This is a genomic window from Bacteroides sp. D55t1_190419_B8 (assembly GCF_015558905.1).
GTDB classification, from domain to species: domain Bacteria; phylum Bacteroidota; class Bacteroidia; order Bacteroidales; family Bacteroidaceae; genus Bacteroides; species Bacteroides vicugnae.
This window is the reverse complement of record NZ_JADMOU010000037.1, coordinates 14,696-37,384: the sequence shown is the minus strand read 5'-3', so window position 1 is coordinate 37,384 and position 22,689 is coordinate 14,696. Positions and strand designations below refer to the sequence as shown.

Below are 22,689 nucleotides of genomic sequence, written 5' to 3'. Positions count from 1 at the left end.
CACAACTGTGACAATGGAGTGTCACAACTATAACTACTCTGTCAAGTGCAGAACCTTCTCTTTAACCTTTGGGGCTTACTTTACAGCTTCTGCAATTTTAGCTTGAAGTTCTTCTCCGTGCAGACCGCGGGCAATAATCTTGCCGCTACCATCGATCAATACAGTGTGAGGAATGCTGTTTACAGCATAAAGCTGTGCACCTTCACTTTGCCAGAATTTCAGGTCGGACATTTGCGGCCAAGTCATGTCTAGCTTCTTGATTGCTTCTTTCCATGCAGCACCATCCTGATCGAGAGATACACCTACGATTTCGAAGTTTTTGCCTTTGTACTTAGCGTATGTTTCTACCAGGTTAGGCATTTCGCGACGGCAAGGACCGCACCAGCTAGCCCAGAAGTCAACCAATACCACTTTTCCCTTACCTACATAATCAGACAACTTCACGCTCTTTCCTTCCGGAGTCTGCATTTCGAAATCAACAAATTGAGTGCCTACAGCAGTCTTTTTCTGTTTGTCAGTCATCTCTTTGATTCTTACGATTGTTTCGTCATTCTGGAAATTTGCAGGAATTTGTTGCAACAAAGCTTCGTTTTCGTCCGTAGAGTTATTGTAGAAAGTTTGTTTAAACAAGAATACTCCAACCGGGTTGGTGATATTCTTCTGTACACCTTCTTTGATTGCTTTGTCGTATTGTTCTTCCAGCTGGGCACCTTCTTTTTGTTTGGCCTCTTTCTGCTCATCACTTAAAGATGTGTCGCCCATTGCTTCATAAATGGCATTCATTTTTTTGCTGATGTCATTGATTTGAGCTCTGATTTCCTGGTATGCATCGTTGTTGGGAGTACCGGTAACAGCATCATTGTCCTTGGTCAGGGCAACGTTGATTTTTCCGTTTTCCAGGAAGAAGTCGATCATCAATGGCTCTCCGTTCACTTCACAAGTGACATAACGGCTAACCACAGAATCTTGTGTGCCTTCAAAGGTAAAAGTGCCTTTGGTGATAACAGCTGTATCTAGTTTGGTCAGATTTCTACCATTGGCTTCTTGAAGATAGACGGTGTCACCATCGCTTGCACCTTCTACTGTGCCTGTGATAGTATATCCGGCTTTGTTTCCGCCAGTACAAGCTATCATGCTTAACGCTGCCGTTGCGATAATTAAATAAGTAAACTTTTTCATGCTTTTGTAAAATTGGTGAATAAATATTTATGCAAAGATAGATTTTTTTTCTATCGGGCATCGAAAAACACTGTTATATTAGATTAACACGTAGGTAGAAACCGCAGAAATGTGTACCTTTGCAGCCCAAACTTTAGTATGAATATGCAAGAAGATAAATCCATCATTGAGGTGAGCCATGTATCGAAGTACTTTGGCGATAAAACAGCATTGGATGATGTGACTCTGAACGTGAAAAAGGGCGAGTTTGTGACTATACTTGGTCCTTCCGGTTGCGGTAAAACCACGTTGTTGCGTCTCATTGCTGGTTTTCAGACAGCTTCGGAAGGCGAAATCCGAATTTCGGGGATGGAAATAACACAAACCCCTCCCCATAAGCGTCCGGTGAATACGGTATTCCAGAAATATGCCCTATTCCCGCATTTGAATGTGTATGATAACATCGCTTTCGGCCTGAAACTGAAGAAAACACCGAAACAGACCATTGAGAAGAAAGTGAAAGCTGCTTTGAAAATGGTAGGTATGACGGATTATGAATACCGTGATGTGGATTCTCTTTCCGGTGGTCAGCAACAACGTGTAGCCATTGCCCGCGCCATTGTGAATGAGCCGGAAGTATTGCTGTTGGATGAACCGCTGGCAGCACTCGACCTGAAAATGCGTAAGGATATGCAAATGGAGCTCAAAGAAATGCATAAATCTTTGGGAATTACGTTTGTTTATGTCACTCACGACCAGGAAGAGGCACTTACGCTAAGTGATACGATTGTCGTGATGAGTGAGGGAAAAATTCAGCAGATCGGTACGCCGATTGATATTTATAATGAACCTATCAATGCTTTTGTAGCAGACTTTATCGGAGAAAGTAATATCCTCAACGGTACCATGATCCATGATAAACTCGTACGTTTCTGCGGTACGGAGTTTGAATGTGTGGATGAAGGATTTGGCGAGAATGTTCCCGTAGACGTAGTCATCCGTCCGGAGGATCTTTATATTTTCCCTGTTTCGGAAATGGCACAGTTGGTAGGAGTGGTGGAGACTTCTATTTTTAAAGGGGTGCATTATGAAATGACGGTGATGTGCGGTGGATATGAATTTCTGGTGCAGGATTACCACCATTTTGAAGTAGGGGCGGAAGTCGGTCTGTTAGTAAAGCCTTTCGATATCCATATCATGAAGAAAGAGCGTGTTTGCAATACGTTCGAAGGAAAATTGCTGGATGCTACTCATGTGGAATTTCTGGGTTGTAACTTTGAATGTGTTCCGGTGGAAGGAATCGCTTTCGATACGAATGTCAAAGTGGAAGTAGACTTTGAAAAAGTGATTCTTCAGGATAATGAAGAAGACGGAACGCTGACGGGTGAGGTGAAATTCATCCTTTATAAGGGTGACCATTATCATCTGACTGTATTGTCAGACTGGGACGAGAATGTATTTGTAGATACGAACGATGTATGGGATGACGGTGACCGTGTAGGTATTACCATCCCTCCAGATGCTATTCGTATAGTTAAAATAACCGATTAACAGGAAAGGAAGTGAATAAGAGGTTTATAGTCTTTTTGTCATCACGTAAGAGTTGGACTCTCCCTTACATTATTTTTTCGGCGATCTTTGTGATCATACCGTTGTTCTTAATTGTCGTATATGCCTTTACTGATGATAGCGGTCATTTGACACTCGCCAATTTCCAGAAGTTCTTCGAACATCCCGAAGCAATCAATACCTTTGTCTATTCGATTGGTATTGCCATTATTACCACCCTTGTTTGTATTTTGCTGGGTTATCCTGCTGCCTGGATCTTGAGCAACAGCAAGCTGAACCGTTCTAAAACGATGGTTGTACTGTTTATTCTGCCGATGTGGGTGAATATTCTGGTGCGTACCCTTGCCACTGTTGCCTTATTCGACTTTTTCAGTGTGCCGTTGGGCGAGGGAGCCTTGATATTCGGTATGGTGTACAACTTTATTCCCTTTATGATTTATCCTATCTACAACACTTTGCAGAAGATGGATCATAGCTATATCGAGGCGGCGCAAGACTTGGGAGCCAATCCTGTGCAAGTCTTTCTGAAAGCAGTCCTTCCGCTTTCCATGCCGGGGGTGATGAGTGGTATCATGATGGTGTTCATGCCGACCATATCGACATTTGCCATTGCCGAGTTGCTGACGATGAATAACATCAAACTCTTTGGTACGACGATTCAGGAAAATATCAATAACAGTATGTGGAACTATGGAGCGGCACTTTCGCTCATTATGTTGCTATTGATAGCTGCTACTTCCCTGTTCAGCACCGATGATAAGGAAAACTCAAATGAAGGAGGCGGGCTATGGTAAAGAAGATATTTGCACAGACTTATTTGTGGATATTGCTGCTCTTGCTTTATTCTCCGATCGTGATTATTGTGATCTACTCATTTACAGAGGCGAAAGTGTTGGGTAACTGGACGGGATTTTCTACCAAACTTTATTCTTCGTTATTCACTACCGGTGCTCATCATTCTTTGATGAATGCATTGATTAATACAATCACTATCGCTCTATTGGCTGCAACGGCATCTACATTGTTAGGAAGCATCGCTGCTATCGGTATATTCAATCTGAAAGCCCGTTCCCGCAAAGCGGTCGGATTTGTGAATAGTATTCCTATTTTGAATGGTGATATTATCACTGGTATATCACTCTTTCTCTTGTTTGTATCATTGGGAATCACACAAGGCTACACAACCGTAGTGCTTGCTCATATTACTTTTTGTACCCCATACGTTGTTTTGAGTGTGTTGCCTCGTTTGAAGCAGATGAATCCGAATATTTATGAAGCTGCCCTTGACTTGGGAGCTACTCCTATGCAGGCCTTGTGGAAAGTCATTATTCCGGAGATTCGTCCGGGAATGATTAGCGGTTTTATGCTTGCACTGACACTATCCATTGATGATTTTGCCGTAACTGTCTTTACTATCGGTAATCAAGGTTTGGAAACGCTCTCTACCTATATCTACGCCGATGCCCGCAAGGGAGGTTTGACCCCGGAACTTCGTCCGCTTTCGGCTATCATTTTTGTCGTGGTACTGGCGTTATTGGTTGTAATCAATTACCGGGCAGGAAAAACGAAGAAAAAAGATTAATAGACTATCAAATGTGCTACTACGTAAATAATATGAAAAGAATAATTCCTGCTATCCTGCTCTTATTGGCTTTGACCGGGTGTTATAATTCCGGTGAACCTCGTGAGCGGGTTCTTAAAATCTACAACTGGGCGGATTACATCGGTGAAGGTGTACTCGAGGATTTCCAGGCATATTATAAAGAACAGACCGGTGAGAATATCCGTATCGTTTACCAGACATTCGATATCAACGAAATCATGTTGACGAAGATTGAAAAGGGGCATGAAGATTTTGATGTGGTTTGTCCTTCGGAATACATCATCGAGCGTATGCTGAAGAAGCATTTGTTGCTACCCATCGATACGAATTTTGCCCATTCTCCCAATTACATGAATAATGTGGCTCCATTTATTCGTAAGCAGATTAATAAATTGAGTCAGCCGGGTGAGAAGGCAAGCCGCTATGCTGTATGTTATATGTGGGGAACGGCTGGTATTTTGTATAACCGGGCTTATGTGCCCGATTCGGTAGCTTTATCCTGGGATTGCCTTTGGAATAAAAAGTATGCCGGAAAGATCCTGATGAAGGATAGTTATCGTGATGCTTACGGAACAGCTGTGATCTATGCACATGCAAAGGAACTGAAGGAGGGAACAGTGACAGTGGAAGAGTTGATGAATGACTACTCTCCACGTGCGATGGAGTTGGCTGAAAAATATTTGAAAGCTTTGAAACCGAATATTGCCGGTTGGGAAGCGGATTTCGGCAAGGAGATGATGACGAAAAATAAAGCCTGGCTGAATATGACTTGGAGCGGTGATGCGATTTGGGCGATTGAAGAGGCTGATGCGGTAGGAGTGGATCTGGATTATGAAGTTCCGGAGGAAGGAAGTAATATCTGGTATGACGGTTGGGTGATCCCGAAGTATGCCAAGAATCCGGAAGCAGCCAGTTATTTTATCAACTTTATGTGCCGTTCGGATATTGCCTTGAGGAATATGGATTTTTGCGGATATGTAAGTTCCATAGCCACTCCTGAAATACTGGAAGAAAAGGTAGACACTACGCTTCAATATTATTCCGATTTAAGTTACTTTTTCGGACCGGGTGCAGATAGCATACAAATTGACAAAATACAATATCCGGATCGCAAAGTGGTGGAACGATGCGCCATGATTCGCGATTTTGGCGATAAGACAAAAGAAGTTCTTGATATTTGGTCGCGTATTAAAGGAGATAATTTGGGAGTGGGTATCACTATTCTTATTTTTGTTGTCGTTGCGTTGATGAGTGGTTGGATGATTTATAAAAGATGGCAGCGTTATAGCCGTCAGAAACAACAGAGACGCAGAAGCAGAAGGAAAAAGGTCAGGAGGAATTAGTTTTTCTCCGGATTACAAACATAAATAAATGACGCAAAAATAAAAGCGGTATCTACAGAAAGGAATAAGAAGCACGGTGAACGGAATGCTGATGGCAGGATGTTTACCGTGCTTTGTTTTTATCGTCTTTTCATTTTCCGGAGAATGTCCTTGGTATCCTTATCTACCCGGAATGACTCGATTGTTTTTTGCAGTGCCTTGTTGTAAGTCCAGTTATCCAATGCGCTATGTTTCAGATACTCCATTGTCTTTTGGGAAAATTTGATAAAACACAGTGATATCATCCATGCCATAGCCATGCGTGCATAATAGGCATCGTGATTGAATGAGTCGGCATATTTCAGTAACGAATCAATATGTGCGTCATCTACATAATGGAAAAGCATCACAATTCCGAAACGTATTTCAAATTCTTTAGAGGATTTCAGATAGGGTTGGATAAATTGCCATACGTTTTCTTTTCCTTTTTTCACGGCAGTTTTCAGTTCACTGCAGAATATGTCGCATACAGCCCAATTATCTATGCGGGGAATGAACATCGTTACGTATTTCATTTGTTCTTCAAGTTCCATTTTTGCTAGTCCGATAATCATTCCCTGAAGCATTGTTTCTTCATAATAGTTAGTCTCGGTTGATTCGACAAATGTGCGCCAGTCTTCTTTCTTTATAATTTCTTTGGCCATTGTTCGCAGTTGGGGGATGCGTACGCCGAGAATGTTGTTAGCTCCCGGGAGGAGGGAAGAGTGAAATTCCTGATATTGGGAATCTACTAACGCCTGTAATTCTTTCCGGATGTTTTCAGTTATAGTCATTTTTCATATCGTTGGTTATTTCACAAAGGTATAAAAAAAGAGTATGCGTACTGTGGCAGGCATACTCTTTTTTGAGACAATTCCCATCATAATGAAAATACTTTGGGAAAGCTTGTCCGATCGGTTACTTCTTGACCATGTCGAAACTGAATGTGGTAATCGGGAAGTCTTTCAACGGCACTCCTTCTACTTCCACCTGGGTTGCTTTGATCACAAAGGTAAGTTTTTTATCTTTATATGTATATTGACCCTGTTCTTCTGCTTCTATGGTTACTTTTACAGTAATTTGAGGATCTTCTTCTCCATCCGCTTTTACTTGAGTCGGGGGCGTATATTTTATTTCCAAAGGTTCAGGTTTCAATTGAAGTAGAATGGAGCCTTTGCCATCATCATTAAAGGCGGCAGTATAAGGAATGTTGTAATTGATATCGTCCAGATTCTCAATGATAACTTCGGCAGCTTCTTCACCGACGATACTTCTGATCAAATCGTCAACCGGAAGTTTTTTAATCATAATTTGATTGTCTTTTACTTCAGCGGTAACTGTGGCTCCTTGCGGTTGTTCTTCTTTGGAGGAGTAGTTTTGTGGATTGACGGATGGAGCGGTTTCTGTCAACATCTTACCGGAATAGTTTCCATCCACATCTTTAAGTGAATATACGGGAATATCTGAATCGTCATCATTGCTGCATGCTGTGAAAGTGCTTATCAGGCCTGGCAATACTACAAGGAGAACAAAGCGATTAAAACAACGAGTTTTTTTTATTTCAGTTAAAATTTTCATACTGTTTAAAATTAGATTATTAATTTTCAAAATTAAGGTGTACGTACATAGAGTAAATGCCGGTATTTGTGAAATACTGCGTATGGAAATAAAAACAAAATGTTTTTTTGCAGGAATGCTGTTGCAGAGGTCCCATTCATCAGGACCTTTGCAACAGATAGCAGACTTCGTATACTATTGTTTTTTTATAATAGATTCGCTTGGTGTTATTCCGAAATATTCTTTGTATTTATGTCGGAAGTTTTTTAGATTCTTTAATCCTATCATTTCCGGAACCACATTTACAGAGTATTTTCCGCTTTCTAACAGTTCACGGGCTTTTTCCATTCGGATTCGGTATATAAAAAATTTAGGTGCTTCTCCTGTCAGCGATTTCCATTTATTGAAGAAAGTAGTTCTACTCATATATAGTTCGGACGCGACTTCATCAATAGTCAGGTTTTCCTGATCTATATTTTTTAGAATATAGTCTTTCACACGATCGATGAATACGTAATTATCTTCATTCAGGTTTTCGTTCTCTTTTATCTTTAAGAATTGTTCCCCGAATATTTTTTGTAGGAATGATTTTCTAAGGAAACGACTATTTTTGATTAGAACGTTTATTTCTATTTTTAAATCTTCTACATGAAAAGGAGTATGTAAAAAGACATCGGCCAGCGAGGCCTCTCTTGTGTTTTGTTGTTTGCCGTCCAGATATGAACCGTAAAGGATAATAGGTATAATAGAGGTCTCTCCGGACGTTTTCAGCCTTGAAGAGAGTTCGTTTCCATACATCCCATGCAACATCATGTCACAAATCACGATGTCCGGGTATTCTTCTCTGATGTATTTCAGGGCTTCCAGACCGTTGTCGAAGCTTTTTACAATGAAGTGTTCGGATAAGCGTGTTTCCAGATAAGACCTGAAGTCTGCATTACTGTCAGCAAGGAGTACTGTAGGCTTGGCTGACTTTCTTTTATGAGTCTCTTTACAGAACAGAGAGTCAATCTTTTTTTCTTCCTGATTGACTGTGAACTGTATGGGAGTATATTCGGACATATTTTTATGTGTATATTTTAATGGAAATCTTAGTAAAACACTCTGTTGGGAGTGATTGATGAGAATCTTGCCGTTGCACAGTCTTAACAGTTTCTTATAAAATATACTTTTATCGAAACTATATTCAAGTTCTTCTCCCCGTTTGAGTAATTGAAGCTTTTTGTATGTGTAACATTGGGTCAATCTCCTGCTTTTGTAACCGGTTATTCTAATTTGCCAGTGTTGAGGGTTTATAGAAATAGCCAAGATAATTGTTTGCTTTTGTCCGGCGTGGTCTATGGCGTTTCTTATGAATTTATCAATGATTGGAGATACCTTACTTTGGTCGAACCAAGTACTGGCATACTTGAATTCTGTCTTTATTTCCAGTTTTATTTGATTGTTGATGGCATGTTCTCTTAAAGAGTCGACTTTGTTCCTGATAAACTTTCCGAGTTCATATTCTGCAATATCCACACTTCCGGAATGGGTGAATAACTGTTTCAAATTCATCAGTCCGGTTAAATGTTCGTTGAGACAATCGATCTTTCGGATTGCCAGTAATAACTCCGTTTTGGCATTTTCGGGACAATGATCATTGTATATTGTTTTTAATGGAGTATGAATCGATGTGATCGGGGTACGAATATTCCCGAAGGAGTCCATTAAATATTGAATCCCTTCTTTTAATAAATTCTTTTCTTTTTGTATAAATATGAAAGACCAAATCCAATAAATTGAAATTCCGCCTGCAATAAACAGTGGGACAAGGTATAATTGATAAATAAGAAGTATAGTTATGACAACGGGAACGAGAGGTGATGTTGTTATTGAGTATTTCATTTTAATTTGTTTTAATGGTGCCACTTAGATGGGATACACCTATTTCCTACGTTTGAGATAAAAGAGTAAATTCACTGTAACTATAATCTCACAGTTATGTATTCATAAACTCAAAATATAAATATTTATGGATTTATATTTTGAGAGGTGATAGTTGAAAGTAAAATTTATATGAGGAGCTTGAATCCTAACAATTTGAATCATTCTTTGAGAAATGGTGGATTTCCTCCTGGCAACAATGATAAATAGATCTATTTTTGTTTATTGAATGTTTTTATTTACCGTGTGGTAATACTGATGAGGGGGGGGAACGTATTGCATATTCGGTACTATCGATACATATCCCGATAAGTACCACTTTGGATTTTCTCATATAAAGATAGAAAGGAAGTACGATTTATTCCTGCGAAGTAAAAATAATGATAAGTTGTAACAAGTGGATGATGATATGAATATTGGATGACAGTTTATTGTCGTTTGGTGTGTTTGTTGTGAAAGATGGTGAATTATAATTGTGATTTTTTAACCAACTGTCTGTCGTCGACAGAGTAAGGTTCCGTTTTCGTATTCAACTCATATAAAAAGTTGTATCATTAGATGGGCAGGACTATAGAAAGGTGCGGCGATGTTGAGAAAACCATATTTCACTTCTTCGTTGTCGAATCTCAACATATAGGTATGAAAACGTTGGTCGTATGACTTTATCGCTAAGTAGCCGCTTTGATAAATCATCGGAACAGGATTACTGATGTTCGCTCTGTTATCACTCAATGAGGCGGAAGAGACTTCAATGCCATCCAGTTGGCGAAAGTCGAAGTCCTTCTTTTTAAGTATTTCTATCAAGAATGTTGGTGTTCCGCTGGCAAACCAATAATCGCCGAAACGTGACTTGGAAAGGGCACTACATATTCAATATAACAGTACTATATACAAAGGTAACAAACATTTGTATATTACGTAATGAACATTAGTAATAATAAATTCAGGCTTCCTGTTAGCTATTTTATATGGATGTTTTAATCTTGCTGTTGGGTAACTGTAGGGAATGCATAACTGAGTCAGGCTTATTGCATAAGTCTGTCCATATAAATGCACAAGTGTAATTTCATTGTTGTTTTATTATCTGATAAGCCATGTCGTAAAAAGTGCAGTTCTCTTCTGATAAAATGTGGCAGCATTTAAAGTTTAAAAAATTTCGGTTGCTACTACTCTTATTTTTGCTCGAAACTTTCCCTCCAGTTAATTCTATGAGCATTGGAAGAGTTAGTAGCTTCCGAAGGATAATTGTTTGAATAGGGGAAGACCGGACACTGTTCTGTAATAGAACAGTGTCCGGAATCTTCCTACTTGGTTATTCTTTATTTTTCTGAGTCACCTCGATACCTGCAGGCCACAATACTGCTTTATTATGGGCTTTTGCATCATTCCCGTGGCCGGAGAAATCTTTGGCTATATCGCCTTCGCCTTCGTTGAACTTCCAGTAGGCGCATAGACCCGGGGCATTTTCTGGGTCTTCTATATTATACATGTTTTTGTAGATTTCCTCTTGAGTGCGGGCTGTGTTCCATATGCGTACTTCGCAGATTTCGCCGTCAAGTTGTCGACTCATGTCGTCAGGCTCACCATAAGAGTGGCCTATTTTGAACATGAATTGTTTACCACGCTCTTGCATACCGAGGTTGATGGGTAAGCCGTTTCCGTAGTCTTCGGCGCGGCTTTGTTCACGTCCATCAAGGTAGATGGAGGCGGTACGCGCTTCAGTGTCATAAACTACGGCTACGTGGTACCATTCATTGGGAAGTAGTAGTTTACTGTTGTCAGCGTTGGGTATTTTGTTTTCGTTGGCGGCGAATTGTAGTTGTTGTAAGGGGAATCCTGTATCGCCAAGGCGCAACAGACAATATTGCTCAATGCCCATGATGGTACAGATGTTTTTCGTTTTGGCGCCGTATTTGAAGTCATTCACACGAATGATGGCTTCGTAGGTGAGTTGCTTCAGATCGTTGACGATGTCGGCAGTGGGGCTGTTTTTGTCGAAGCCGGGCACTTCGAAGTAATTATCTTTCAAATTGACAGCGGTGGTGATGGCACTGGAACGTCGGATGATATAGCAGATGGTTTTCGAACCGTCGAGAATGCCGATTCCTCCTGTTGCCTGACTGATGGTGACGGGGAGTAGATAGCCGGCGTCGATAGTGAGTTCGGTGAGGGCGTCGAAGTCAATGGTGACAGGCGCTGAGATGGTTTTACCTTGCGGAATAACGGCTTGCTCGGTGGAGAGAGTGTAGTATTTGGGGTCGAGCAGGGTGTAGTCTGTTTCCAGGCGGGCGTTGTAGGTGTTTACCAAGGTAGGATCTACTTTAATGCTGACGTTGACGTCGCTTCCCGTCGGCTGTGAGAGCTGAGCGGCGATTGTTTGTTGACCGGTTTCGATGAGGCGGTTGAAGGTGAAGCTCGTCACGTCCTTCTGTTGGGCGACATCGAGGTAGACTACGCTGTCGAATGGGGAGGCGTTGCTATAGTCCTTGTTGTCGCAGGCGGCTAGTGACAGTAGCATAGCTGCGGTGAGGCTTGAGAGAGAGGCTGTGCATAGGATGCTTCGGAAGATTTTTGTTGTTTTCATGGCATTTGAATTTTTTGTTTCTTTACGGGATTGATAGATATATGTTGTTTCGAATTTCTTCGTTGATATTCTGTTTTTGTTAGCGTCCGTCCGTCGGGTGTTGCCGATGGGGGGGGACGTTGCTGATGCTTCTTTTTACGGGGAAGCATTGTTATAAGGATTAGCGTTGTTCATAGCTGCTGGCTCTGGTTTCGAAATGAGAGAAGCCGGGAGTGCTGCTTGTGGAAGCATAGCTTTCGGAACAGTCTACTTTCGTGCGGACACTCCCGGTCTTTTCTTTTTTTAATTTGCTTTGTTTAGCGCAATGCTTACTTTTCAGCAGCCGTTGCAAAAAATTTAGCTATGAAGGCCATGACCCTACTAGTAGTTTTTAGGATATGAAGTACCGGTATAGCTAACTGTTTTTCCACCCCATACTCGTGAAGCAAAATTGTTCATTGTTCCGGAAGCATCATAATTACGTACATTAAACATCATGATTGCACCATAATCGCCATAGTTTTGCGCAGCACTTTGGATTTGTCTTGCACTAGGATAACCGTCGGTGTATTGTATTGACATACTTGCCCATTTGCTGTTTGAAAATCCGGAAGGAGCACCATATCCGTAACCGAAGTTAGGCCACATATAATTCATAGCGTTCAGAGCATTCTGATTGAAATATTGGGCATAGCCGTAATGGAAAGCAGTAATTAACTTACCAGACATTTTCGGATTCGCGCGTAAGGCTGTAATCAACGAACTGAAGTTAGTACCGCTGGGTGACGGGGTACCTGATATTTTTCCGTATTCAGCATATTCGTCATCAAAGTCTACACCATCAAGTCCATTAACTTCAATACAATCAGCCACTTGGTTAGCGAATGAAGTTATTTGCGCACTGGTTAGATTAGCAAATCCCACACCTGTATGATCACCCAGCAAACCGAGCAATACTTTGATACCCTTGTCCTGCAATGGTTTCACCAATGTATTTCTGTTGTTCAGAATGTAAGTCTGATTCGGGTTGTGATATAACTCTACAGTCGAAACTGTGCCGCGAATGTTCGATGCGAACAATATCACGTGATCCACTACATAGTCTTTGTCCGCTTCTGTACCGGTGAAGTAGTATTCACCCATATTTAACGGATTGATATCGTTTGTCTCGATATACGTTGTCAGTTTCGGTGTTTTAACGGATACACCACGGGTCGCTACCGGCTGGGCATCTTGAGATGCTACTACCAAGTCTTCATTGTTGCTGCAACTTGTAACGAACAATACCATAATTAATGTAACTAGAGTAAAAAATAAATTCTTCATGATTTTTTGATTTAAAAGTTAATAACTAATTGTGAATGGGAATTTTTTCACATATAAACACCTCCTTTTTTCTTTTAATTCTTATTATCTGATTATCATTTTTTATCTTGGTTTCTTTTGGTCAGATTATGATTGATCTTTATTTACCAGTCTTTCCTATAAGGATTGTTTTCAGGACCTCCATTTATCCTATTGTCCAAAGCTTTTCCATCATACAATACATCTCCCCATATTACTTCGTCTCTATTAAAATCCCAACTATCACCGTCATCCATGAATGGAAGAAGGCTATATGTGCCTAACATTATACCAACTGCTGTTTCATAGCCACCATACTCATTACCGATGAGATCATTTCCATAAACTATAATATTGCTTTTTTTATATCCTGCGGATTTCCATTTAGCTATTGTCTCTGCTGCCTGGTCTCTATGTTTTATATCAGTGCTAGAATACAGAGGTACATTTACACTACCGTAACATTTTTCATCCAATCCGGCAATGGGTTTTCGCGTGTATTTACTATAAACCTGTGTACCTTCCGGGTTGGGAGTGATGGCTTGCAAGTCTTCCGTTGGCGAAACGTAGCCGTGCCATGCATAATCAATGTGTTTGCCTACTTCGATGCCTCCACATTTGTTGATGTCGTAGAAATATTCCGTAGCGTCTCCTTTATCTACCAATGTGAGCAATTTGCCGGGTAAGGCTTCACGCAATGTCTTGATCAGCATGGGGTATGAAGTGGTGTTCATTGCCGGTGTTCCTGCTTTGCCGTATTTACTGTCATCATCCAATAGGTTTACGCCATCTAGTTGATAACGATTTACCGTAGCTTTCACTTGACTGACGAAATCGGTTATCTGTGTGTTGGTCATGCTGCAAAAGCCTATTCCTTTGCCACCATTTTCAATACAAATGCATACTTTGTGGTCATACTCCTGGAGATGGCGGATGTATTTATCTCTATGTTCCAATACGTAAGACAGGTCGCTACCCAAGCTGAACAAAGCACGTCCACTGGTAGCGTCATAGTCTATTGTTGCTTTTTTGAGGTTTACAATATTCCCCATGTTATATATTGGTGCAGGCATGGTTGAACCTTCCGCTTTGACACTCCATGCGTTGGCGATCAAAGGCTGATACGTTTCTGTATTTACATAAAATACTGAAGTCAGACCGGGCATCATCGGTGGGATTGGTATTGGTTCGTAGCCAGGTGTGCATGTCGTTATCTTTTCCCGGAAGCTTATTCTGTAATAAATCACTTGTTTGGCAGCTTGCACTTCTATACCTGCAAAGTCCCGTTCGAGCGTAATTGCCAACAGGTAGAGCGTTCCAGCTTCCAGTCCTTCGGGAGAAAGGGTGACACTAATATTTTCGGATACTTTCTTTCCAGTGGGTATGGTGAGTGAACCGCCGTCCTCAAAGGTCACATTGGTGACAGGAAATTCTTTCATTTCGGTGCTGTTGTCACTGTTGTATTTCGCTACGAGTTCCGGTGATGGAACAACTTTTACTGTAACGGTCGTTGTAGCGGGCTTGGTTAGTGCGTAAACTATTTCTTCGGTGGCTGCGCCATCGTCTTCATACATGCCCACGGTAATCATGTGGGAAAGAGTCTTTCCACTGTATAGCTGTCCTCCCATGCTATTCATAGGTGTTTCGTCAGGCAGCACACCTCCGATTTGTGTGATATCTCCTGCGGTGCATCCCGTCAATGCTACCAACAACATGGAAAGGGCGAAGTATTTGAATGAGTTATTCATAAGATTGATTTTATAGTATTTATGCATTGTTTTTTATCATTAGTTTCGGTTTCCTGCAAACTAATATTCCATAATTTCCATCCTCTTACTTTCGTCTACATGGATGGATTCATCGTCTGTATAGCCGTCCGGCAAGTATGGTAATTCTTTTCAGGTTGATAATAATCTTCACCTATGGAGTATATTGCCATTCCTCCCAAAGGACCCAAGCCAACTACACGGTTAGGTATTTCGAGCACGGCGTTATGCCATGTTCCGTTTTCGTCCGCTAACTTGCCGTTCATCTTGGTGGCTAGTATCAGTTGCTTTTTTGATAGCGTTGTATGCGTCTCCAGTGTATTTGCCACAAGCAGTTTCAATGCCACGGCTCTCTCTATGTCGGCGGTGTTGAGCACTACGTAGTTCAGTTTCTCCATGTCGGCAGCGTCTACAAAGGTGGGATCCCCTTCAAAAACGAGTGCTTTTCCTGTGGCGGATAGTTTGGAGACAATTAACCGTGCGGACGCTTTGCGTGCAGCCTGTTCAGTATCCGTACCACCATAAAGTGGTATGCCGCTGAAAGCGAAACCATCCATGTTTAACTCTGCAACAGTGGCTACCGCTTTGTCCAACCATGCGCCCAAAGCGGCGTCATCGGGAAGTTCCGTCATTTTCTTGGCATAATCTACGTGGTAGAGCACGCGGGTACTTTTCTCTTGTAGTCCGGGGATATCCTCACGGTCGGCAGCGGTGATGTTCTCAGAGTTTGCCAACGTAACAAAGTCCAGTGAATCGGGCAGGGAACGGAGATAGTTGCCTTCGTTCTTTGAAGGCTCAACGCCGTTGTTGAAGCTCGCGTATGTGATGTAGTGTTCGCGTTCGAGCTTGTAGATGCGAAGCGATTCCATATAACGTGCCCAGAGTTCGGGATTTTGCTTGTCCGGGCCTTGGATGGTGTAGTCCACCTCTTCCGGATCTGTCCAGTCTTCACAAGACGTAAACAGATATCCTCCGGCTATTGCGATTGTCAGGAGACAAGCCATTAAATTGGATCTCAAATAGCTGTGTTTCATATCTTTTTGTTTTTCAAGGTTTTACTTTTATTAATTATTCGGTTTGCAATCCCACCAGAGGCGAATATTTATTTGGTCTCCTCCCAGCATCTGTGCGGCTTCTTCCACGTGTCCTCCGTTGAGGCTGTATTCACTGGCAGGGTATTGCAGGCGACGTATTCCGATGTTAGTAAGTTCGGAATATGAGCTCTTATTGTCAACGATGGGGAGCATTTTGGGATAACCCGTGCGGCGGCGTTCACTCCATGCTTCGATGCCCAGTGGGTAAATGGCAATCCACTTCTGGGTGATGATGCGTTCGAGGTTTTCTTCAAAATGATCTTCCTTGCTGTCCGTGTTCCACGCGATTTTGATGTTGGATGGGGCACTGGTGTCGTATTTGCCCAGCGGATCGGCATAGGCTGCTGGCACCATGCTGTTGTCGGCAGCGTAAGCTTCGGCTCCCGATGCTCCGTGTTGGGCAAAGGAGAGGGCTATGCCTTGCTCATAGAGGTCTTTGGCCTCTCCACCCATTGCCCATCCTCGCAATGCGCCTTCGGCACGGAGGAATGCCACTTCGGCGGCGGTCATCCAGGTGTAAGGGTCGGTGGCGGTCATGAGGCGGTTGGAGTAGACACTTTTCAGTTGGTCGTCGGTCACGCCTGTCGGTAGTGTGCCGATGCGGATACCGTAATAGCCTTCCTTACTGCCGGCGGTGCCGTCTGTTTTGCCGTTGCCTTTACCCATGGTGAAGTATTTTTCGCGGCGAGAATCCTGATAACCGTTCATGTAGCATAGAATGTCGGCACCAATCCGATAGTCGTTCCAAGTGTTGAAACAGAGGGCAGAACGGTTTTCGGCTACGTGAAATAGGGCGTTGTCGGCATTGTCAGTAATCACACCCGCCTTCACTGCCGCTTCGGCTATCCGTTGCACTTCTTCTTTCATCTCTGGCACGTAGCAGAGACGCATCGCCATGCGAAGTTGCAGAGAATGGAGGTATTTGCGCCATTGCTCCACGTTTCCGTAATAGACGTCGTCAAGCTTCTTCAGGGCATCGGGGTCGAGTGTGAGGTTGTCCTCAAATGCTTGGTCGGCTTCATCCAGTTCCTTGAACATCTGCTTGTAGATAACATCCTGCGAGTCGTAGGGAGCACTCAATGCAGCGGCTTCTCCTTCCACCACTATCTTGCTGTAGGGGATGGGTCCGAACATGTCGGTAGTGCGTTGCATGATCGCCACTCGCAGCACTTTGGCGATGGCTTGCGGAACGGGCACGTCATTCAGTTTCATCAGATTGCGGTAGTTAGGATAGGTGTTGGTGAAGATGGTGGAAAAGGCTCCTTCCAACCAATCCGACTTGGGATTATATGTTGAAAATTTTTCAATCCATCCGGTGTGCGTGTCACTAAAATATCCACCATAAGCACCACCGCACATGGCTTCCATAAATTGATACAAATGTTCCTGCGTGGGGATCACCTGACCTTCAAGTGTTTTTAATTTGGAACCTACGTTATAGTTGTCTCTCCCCATCTCTTCCTCAGTGGTTTCAAAAGGGTTTCGATTGATATCATTGTCCATGCAACTACTAAAAATAAGCAGCGTGGCAATTGATATCATTGTCAGATTGAACTGTTTTATGTATTTCATGCTATTCATCGTTTTTAGAAGTTAAGCTTAATGTTGAACCCGATGTTGCGGCTGCTCGGCATCATGAAGTAGTCGATACCCTGGTAGAAGTTGCCGGTAGAGGCTACGCTTTCGGGGTCGAACGGCGCTTTATTGTATATCATCCAAAGATTGCGGCCTACAAGTGATACATTGATGTCGCATACGTTGCCTATCCAGCGGCGGGGGATGGTATAACCGATGCGCGCTTCCTGAAGGCGGACATTCGTTGCGCTGTATGTATAGTACTGTGGCAATCCGCTGGAACCGGCGATGACCTCAAACCACTTTTGTGCGTCTACCATCGTACGGCCGTTGACGAGCACTCCACCGGCATCACGGGCGGCAGCGGTTCTTTCGGAAACTCCGTACTCATCCATAGCGGCCTGTGTAGCTGAATATGCGATACCACCGATGCGGGTGGAAATAAGGAATCCCACGTTAATGCCTTTGTAAGAGAAGGAGTTGTTCCATGCCAGATTAGCTTTCGGGAATACGCTTCCCAGTTTGATGTCGTTCAGGTTACCCACTTTGGAGACGTTGCCGGTGGCGTCTATCTGGACTTTTCCCTTGTCGTCGCGCACCACGTCGGAGCGGGTGTAAAGGTCGCCTAGCGAACCACCTTCTTTCAAGATGAACTCAGCCTGTGCCAATCCGCGTCCGTCAGACGTCTTCAGCGGAAGCCGGTCTTTGTTGATGATTTCTCCGGTTTCGGGATGCACGTAGTTTCTTACCAGTTCGGTCAGCATGTTCTGGTTGCTGGAAATGGTGAAGCTGGTGTCCCAGTTGAAGCCGCTCCAAGTGTGTGCATAGCCTAACATAGCTTCCACGCCCACATTGCGCACGGAACCGGTCTGCACATACAGCTTGTCGTAACCGGAAGATACCGTAATCTGCGGGTCGAACGTTTGGTTGTGCGTGTTGGCGTAATAGAAGGAAGCGCTTATTTTGAAGTCACGGAACAGCGTTGCGTCCAAGCCTACTTCCCAAGAATTGGTGCGTTCGGGATAAAGTGTGCCGATGGGGTAGATGGATTTCTCTTTCCACTGTTGCAGTGTGGCGTCATACGGAAAAGTCGGTATGGTCAGGTAGCGGGGGTAAGGAGAACCCACAGAACTGTATGAACCGCGCACTTTCAGGTAGCTGACCCATTCGGGCAATTTCACCATTTCGGTGATTACTGCCGACAGACCTACCGATGGATAGAAGAAGGAAGGGTCTGTGGTGCCGTGAATTTGTGAAGCCCAGTCGTTACGTCCTGTCAGGGTGAGGTAGAGCATACTTTTCCAACCTACTTCCACGTTGGCGAAGATGGAATACGTCACGTCTCTCCACGCTTCCTGAACGGCACGTTTTTTCACATTGTCGAGGTCGAACACGTTGAATACGTTCGGGATTCCGTTCTCTTGTATCGGTCCACCGTAACTAAAGGTACTGCTGGCATTGTTGCTCAAACTGGTACCGATGTTGGCTACGAGGGTGAAGTCTTTGATACGTTTGTTGATATTCACCAAAAAGTCGGCGTACGTTTGGCTCGTTTCATTCTTAGCAATTGTATAATGCCCCTGGTTGCCGTCGGTCAGCGTGGCGATGGTTCCGGCATAAAGTTTCTGCTCGTATGTATTATTGGAGTTGTCGATACGGATACGCCCCGACAGGTTCAGCCAATCCAGTACATCGTAAGTCAGTCCGGCGGACATCATATAACGCTTCTTGTTGTTCTCGTGGAGATTGCGGTATGAAATCCAATACGGATTCTGCATACGGAGGTTACCTTCGCCCTGTGGCCAGTAAGGTAAGTTGATCTTGCGCGCGTCGCTCCAGCGTTCAAAAATCTTCACCAATGAGAAGTCATCGCTTCGAGGGAACAGGTAAGTCGATACCAAAGGGTTGGAGTATACACCCTGATTAACCATGTTGCGGTCATTCTGGATGATGTAACTGGCTCCTACATCGAGCTTCATCTTGTCGTTAAGGAAACTGGTCGTGTTGCGGAAAGTAAAATTATATCTGTTATACCTATTGTTGGGAACCATTCCGTCGGAATTAGTCGCTGCTGCGGAGAAGAAGGTCTGGTTCTTTTCCGTTCCGGCAGACAAGTTGACGGAGTTGGAATATACTGCTCCCGTCTCGAAAAAATCAGTGGGTTCGTACCCCATACGGCTCGCTTCGTTCAGCTTCGGTCCCCAACTGAGAGTTGTAGAGCCGTTTGCTTTGCCATAGCTTCCTGTTCCGTAGCGATTCTGGAATTTAGGCATTACGAATGGATTCATCCAGTCGATGCCGGTGGACACGCTTGCCTGTAGCTTTCCTACTTTTCCTTTTTTGGTGGTGACAACAATAGCTCCATTGGCTGCGTTGCTACCGTAGAGGGCTGCCGCTGCCGCACCTGTCAGTACGGAAATGCTTTCGATGTCTTCGGGATTGATGTCGGCGATACCTTCCGTAGCACCTTTTGAATCGAATTCCGTACCGCCGCCACCGCCGAAATTAAACATCGGGATACCGTCGATCACATACAGTGCATTGCTGCTCTGCTCAATGGACTTCGTTCCACGCATCACCACTTTACTGGCACCACCCACACCGGATGAACTTGAATTGATTGTGACACCCGCTACTTTACCGTTCAGGCTATTAACGAAGTTCGCGTCTTTGATTTGAGTTAATTCGTCTGATTTTACCTGCTGTACATTATAACTTAATGCCTTCTGTTCGCGCTTGATGCCGAGGGCTGTTACTACTACTTCACTTAATTGCTTGGTGTCGCTCAGTAATTTTACGTCATAGATGTTTCTATCTGTTATTTTCACATTTTGAGATGCATATCCTATATAAGTGAAACTTAATGTACTGCCTGGAGAAGCGGTAATTGTGAAATTACCATCTATATCGGTGATAGCTCCTTCGGAACTTCCTTCCACCTTGATGTTTACTCCGATCAAAGGTTCATTGCTCTCGTCAACGACTTTTCCTGTTACTTTCTTTGCAGGAATTTCTTTAGGCTTGTTGTCCGGAATAATCATAATATATTTCCCCTTGAACAGGTAAGTGAATCCGCTCCCTTTAAGGATTTGTGAAAGGGCGTTCTCTAATGTGACAGCTCTTAGGTTAAGATTTAAGACGGGCTTGTCTTTCAACTGGGAATCATTGTATCCGACAGACAAGTCGGATTGTCTTTCAACTTCTTTAAGTGCCTCAATAATAGATATATTTTTCTTTTGAATGGTAATTTTGGCACTGTTTTGCGCAAAGGAGGGGGTCTGCATCAATAACATGCAGAAAAAAAGAATAAAACTTCTTCCCTTTGCTGTTTGGTTTACTATAAATTCATAAATTTGTAGCATTTTCTTAGTATTAGGTTATTAACTAATTTATTTCACGGTAATTAAGAGTAGAACTCTAATATTGAGAATCTTGATTTCATATCCGGGATAGAGTTCGGGCTCTGTTCCGGATACTTTTTTGCATGTCTGTAAAGGGTTAAAAAGGTTTGTGCTATATTGTATATTTTTACTGTTTGCTGTTTTTTCAGGTCATCTGTTACTTGGGAATCAAATAACAGCGTTTTCCTTTTATTTTATAGTCCATTTGACCGACAACATTTACTATAACGTCCATCACTTCTGATAATGTGGCCTGTTCTTTGAACCGGAAACTATATTTGTCTTCTTTTATATTTTTGAGCTGGTACTCGAATGTGTACGGATATTTGCGTTCGAGTATCGTTATTATGTCTTGGATATTCATTTCTCTGAATACTAGCTCACCACGTTGCCAGGCTGTCACATCCATCATGTCGGGGTTGTTCAGACAATGGAAGCGTGTATGCCTGTTGTACGCCAATTGCTCGTTAGGGCTTAAAATGACTTGTGAGTTCAGATTATTATATTCTACAAGTACGCTTCCCGAAATCAGGGTTGCAGCGGTTATCGCATTTTCCGGATAAGCTGACACATTAAACTCTGTACCTAATGCTGTAACTTGAAAGTCGTTGGATTTGACGATAAACGGGTGTTTTTTGTCAGGCTTGACTTTGAAATTGGCTTCACCAAGAAGAAATACACTACGGTCTTTGCCTGTGAATTCCTGCGGATATAAGAGCGTACTTTGTGAGTTCAGTTGCACTTCGGTTCCATCGGGCAGGATAAGAGTCCGTGTTTCTGCTGTCGGGATGTATTGTTGCAGCAAGTCAGGGGTTGCATCTTTTCCTATTGTAGAGAGATAGATGGAAGAAGCTGCCAAAAGGAAAAAGACGGCGGCGACTGCCTGCCAGATATGAACCGGACGAATCCTGCGTTCTTTCCGTATGGAAGGAATATTCGCATTCTTTCTTAATTGCTCGTATGATTGGTGTGTATTAGATACAATCTTTTGTTGAAGAGCTTCCTGCCAGAGAGTAAGTAATGCATCTTCTTTTTCGGAAGTATGTTCTTTGTCTACCAACCATCTGTAAAATTCTTGTTGAGTAGATTTCGGATATTCGCTTCTAGTGAATAAGGTCAATATTTTCTGGAAATAATTTTTCATTTATGCTATTTATTATTGGTGTTATATAAATAGCACACTTGAAGCGGATGAACTACTTACACGAAATAGAAAAAAAATGCAATAAAAATAATCTTTTTTAATTCCAGCATGGTTCGGTAGATTTGATGTTCTACTGTGCGGACGGAAATATTCAGTTTTTCGGCAATCTCTTGATTGCTCATATTTCTAAGACGGCTTAGTACGAAGATTTCTCTACGACGTTCCGGAAGACGGCTCAGAACCAGACGTACCAATAGCTCTGCTTCTTTATAATAGATAGGTTCGAGTGTGTTATCTGTTTGGAAAAGTTCTTCGATGAGGCTTTTTTCGATCACGCTTTCCTGATATTCTTCTACTATTCTTTTATGTTTGATGAAGTTGATAGTGATGTGTTTGGTCATGGCAAAGATATAATTGGATATCTCTGTGCTATCCCGATCCGACCATATTTGAGGTTGCGTCCATAATTTGGTGAAAACATCTTGGGTGATGTCTTCCGCATCCGCTTCGGATTTTAGTAGCATGAAGGCGAAATATTTCACCGCTGAATAATATCCGGTAAATATCGTCTCAAATTCGTGTGCTAGGAGTATGTCATCTCGGCTTTCGGTCATCGAATTAACAAATTGTT

Annotated in this window: 16 protein-coding genes and 1 pseudogene; 4 read left to right on the top strand and 13 right to left on the bottom strand. The window is 42.8% G+C overall.

Features of this window, described 5'->3' with window-relative positions:
- Positions 1-75: 75 nt before the first annotated feature.
- Positions 76-1,179, bottom strand: a complete 1,104-nt coding sequence (locus I2I13_RS21750; RefSeq protein ID WP_148367590.1) for a DUF4369 domain-containing protein — start codon at positions 1,177-1,179, stop codon at positions 76-78.
- Positions 1,180-1,317: 138 nt separating this feature from the next.
- Between I2I13_RS21750 and potA the strand changes: the two genes are divergently transcribed.
- From potA to I2I13_RS21730, 4 genes are read left to right on the top strand one after another with little or no spacing between them, the layout of a single operon-like run.
- Entirely contained in the window at positions 1,318-2,709 is a 1,392-nt protein-coding gene (gene potA, locus I2I13_RS21745; protein ID WP_099147245.1) for a polyamine ABC transporter ATP-binding protein, read from the top strand.
- A gap of 11 nt (positions 2,710-2,720) precedes the next feature.
- On the top strand, positions 2,721-3,521 hold the full coding sequence (locus I2I13_RS21740) for an ABC transporter permease (protein WP_004308090.1): 801 nt from the start codon (positions 2,721-2,723) through the stop codon (positions 3,519-3,521).
- Complete coding sequence (locus tag I2I13_RS21735) at positions 3,515-4,309, top strand: ABC transporter permease (protein ID WP_148367591.1); 795 nt, start codon at positions 3,515-3,517, stop codon at positions 4,307-4,309. Before I2I13_RS21740 ends, I2I13_RS21735 begins: the two co-directional genes overlap by 7 nt.
- Positions 4,310-4,341: 32 nt before the next feature.
- Positions 4,342-5,673 (top strand): ABC transporter substrate-binding protein, encoded by a 1,332-nt coding sequence (locus I2I13_RS21730; RefSeq protein ID WP_148367592.1) that lies wholly within the window; start codon positions 4,342-4,344, stop codon positions 5,671-5,673.
- A gap of 119 nt (positions 5,674-5,792) precedes the next feature.
- Here I2I13_RS21730 and I2I13_RS21725 read toward each other — a convergent pair whose 3' ends face one another.
- From I2I13_RS21725 to I2I13_RS21670, 12 genes and pseudogenes are all read right to left on the bottom strand, one after another.
- Positions 5,793-6,485: a DNA alkylation repair protein gene (locus tag I2I13_RS21725; protein ID WP_148367593.1), complete on the bottom strand. Its 693-nt coding sequence runs from the start codon at positions 6,483-6,485 to the stop codon at positions 5,793-5,795.
- A 124-nt stretch (positions 6,486-6,609) separates the two neighbouring features.
- A complete protein-coding gene (locus I2I13_RS21720; protein WP_004303851.1) occupies positions 6,610-7,269 on the bottom strand; it encodes a DUF4840 domain-containing protein in 660 nt (219 codons plus the stop codon).
- A gap of 174 nt (positions 7,270-7,443) precedes the next feature.
- Complete coding sequence (locus I2I13_RS21715; protein ID WP_148367595.1) at positions 7,444-9,132, bottom strand: response regulator transcription factor; 1,689 nt, start codon at positions 9,130-9,132, stop codon at positions 7,444-7,446.
- Positions 9,133-9,706: 574 nt separating this feature from the next.
- A pseudogene (locus I2I13_RS21710) lies at positions 9,707-10,041 on the bottom strand (AAA family ATPase); the annotation flags it as partial.
- A gap of 442 nt (positions 10,042-10,483) precedes the next feature.
- A complete protein-coding gene (locus I2I13_RS21705) occupies positions 10,484-11,755 on the bottom strand; it encodes a DUF1735 and LamG domain-containing protein (protein WP_195650492.1) in 1,272 nt (423 codons plus the stop codon).
- A 360-nt stretch (positions 11,756-12,115) separates the two neighbouring features.
- Positions 12,116-13,060, bottom strand: a complete 945-nt coding sequence (locus I2I13_RS21700; protein ID WP_195650491.1) for a glycosyl hydrolase family 18 protein — start codon at positions 13,058-13,060, stop codon at positions 12,116-12,118.
- 143 nt (positions 13,061-13,203) lie between these two features.
- Positions 13,204-14,826 (bottom strand): BT_3987 domain-containing protein, encoded by a 1,623-nt coding sequence (locus I2I13_RS21695; RefSeq protein ID WP_229128695.1) that lies wholly within the window; start codon positions 14,824-14,826, stop codon positions 13,204-13,206.
- 95 nt (positions 14,827-14,921) lie between these two features.
- Positions 14,922-15,878, bottom strand: a complete 957-nt coding sequence (locus I2I13_RS21690; protein WP_229128694.1) for a glycoside hydrolase family 18 — start codon at positions 15,876-15,878, stop codon at positions 14,922-14,924.
- A 30-nt stretch (positions 15,879-15,908) separates the two neighbouring features.
- Positions 15,909-17,510, bottom strand: a complete 1,602-nt coding sequence (locus I2I13_RS21685; RefSeq protein ID WP_272225279.1) for a RagB/SusD family nutrient uptake outer membrane protein — start codon at positions 17,508-17,510, stop codon at positions 15,909-15,911.
- A 14-nt stretch (positions 17,511-17,524) separates the two neighbouring features.
- Positions 17,525-20,875 (bottom strand): SusC/RagA family TonB-linked outer membrane protein, encoded by a 3,351-nt coding sequence (locus I2I13_RS21680; protein WP_195650488.1) that lies wholly within the window; start codon positions 20,873-20,875, stop codon positions 17,525-17,527.
- Positions 20,876-21,071: 196 nt separating this feature from the next.
- Positions 21,072-22,058, bottom strand: coding sequence for a FecR family protein (locus I2I13_RS21675; protein ID WP_195650487.1), 987 nt, complete (start codon positions 22,056-22,058; stop codon positions 21,072-21,074).
- A gap of 56 nt (positions 22,059-22,114) precedes the next feature.
- On the bottom strand, positions 22,115-22,672 hold the full coding sequence (locus I2I13_RS21670; protein ID WP_195650486.1) for an RNA polymerase sigma-70 factor: 558 nt from the start codon (positions 22,670-22,672) through the stop codon (positions 22,115-22,117).
- Positions 22,673-22,689 lie beyond the last annotated feature (17 nt).